The 1,369-nt window shown below is 49.7% G+C and carries 1 tRNA gene and 1 rRNA gene; both read left to right on the top strand.

From position 1 onward, the window contains the following. Window positions 1-1,142 (top strand): 16S ribosomal RNA (locus tag M2137_RS14790); the annotation flags it as partial. Window positions 1,143-1,284: 142 nt separating this feature from the next. Continuing rightward, a tRNA-Ile gene (locus M2137_RS14785) sits at window positions 1,285-1,358 on the top strand. Window positions 1,359-1,369: the final 11 nt, after the last annotated feature.

Genomic DNA, 1,369 nt, shown 5'->3' with positions numbered 1-1,369 from the left:
CTGAACCAGCCAAGTCGCGTGAAGGAAGACTGCCCTATGGGTTGTAAACTTCTTTTATACAGGAATAAAAGACATTACGTGTAATGTATTGCATGTACTGTATGAATAAGGATCGGCTAACTCCGTGCCAGCAGCCGCGGTAATACGGAGGATCCGAGCGTTATCCGGATTTATTGGGTTTAAAGGGTGCGTAGGTGGCTGTTTAAGTCAGCGGTGAAAGTTTGTCGCTTAACGATAAAATTGCCGTTGAAACTGGATAGCTTGAGTATGTTTGAAGTAGGCGGAATGCGTGGTGTAGCGGTGAAATGCTTAGATATCACGCAGAACTCCGATTGCGAAGGCAGCTTACTAAACCATAACTGACACTGAAGCACGAAAGCGTGGGGATCAAACAGGATTAGATACCCTGGTAGTCCACGCCGTAAACGATGATAACTAGGAGTTAGCGATAGACAGTTAGCTCTACAGCGAAAGCGTTAAGTTATCCACCTGGGGAGTACGCCGGCAACGGTGAAACTCAAAGGAATTGACGGGGGCCCGCACAAGCGGAGGAACATGTGGTTTAATTCGATGATACGCGAGGAACCTTACCCGGGTTTGAACGCATTTCGACCGACGAGGAAACTCGTTTTCTAGCAATAGCGATTTGCGAGGTGCTGCATGGTTGTCGTCAGCTCGTGCCGTGAGGTGTCGGCTTAAGTGCCATAACGAGCGCAACCCTTACCGTTAGTTACCATCAAGTAGTGTTGGGGACTCTAGCGGGACTGCCAGCGTAAGCTGTGAGGAAGGTGGGGATGACGTCAAATCAGCACGGCCCTTACATCCGGGGCGACACACGTGTTACAATGGATGGGACAGAGGGCAGCCACTTGGTGACAAGGAGCCAATCCCTTAAACCCATTCTCAGTTCGGATCGAAGTCTGCAACCCGACTTCGTGAAGCTGGATTCGCTAGTAATCGCGCATCAGCCATGGCGCGGTGAATACGTTCCCGGGCCTTGTACACACCGCCCGTCAAGCCATGGGAGTTGGGGGTACCTAAAGTTCGTAACCGCTGAGGATCGACCTAGGGTAAAACCGATGACTGGGGCTAAGTCGTAACAAGGTAGCCGTACCGGAAGGTGCGGCTGGAACACCTCCTTTCTGGAGTCTTGTTATATGAATGGACAGTAGATAAGGCTTTTTTAGTTTTTTGTATTGCTTTGATTATGTATTTATAATATGATCTTGAAAGAGAACGATGAACTGGGCGACAGATTGCCCGGGCAGCAGACTCCAAGTTGACAGTCCTATAGCTCAGTTGGTTAGAGCGCTACACTGATAATGTAGAGGTCGGCAGTTCAACTCTGCCTGGGACTACCCGAAGCACG

Source organism: Parabacteroides sp. PFB2-10 (assembly GCF_029893085.1).
In the GTDB taxonomy this organism is placed as follows: Bacteria; Bacteroidota; Bacteroidia; order Bacteroidales; family Tannerellaceae; genus QVMG01.
The sequence above is the reverse complement of the archived record's forward strand: the minus strand, read 5'-3'. Positions and strand labels throughout refer to the sequence as shown.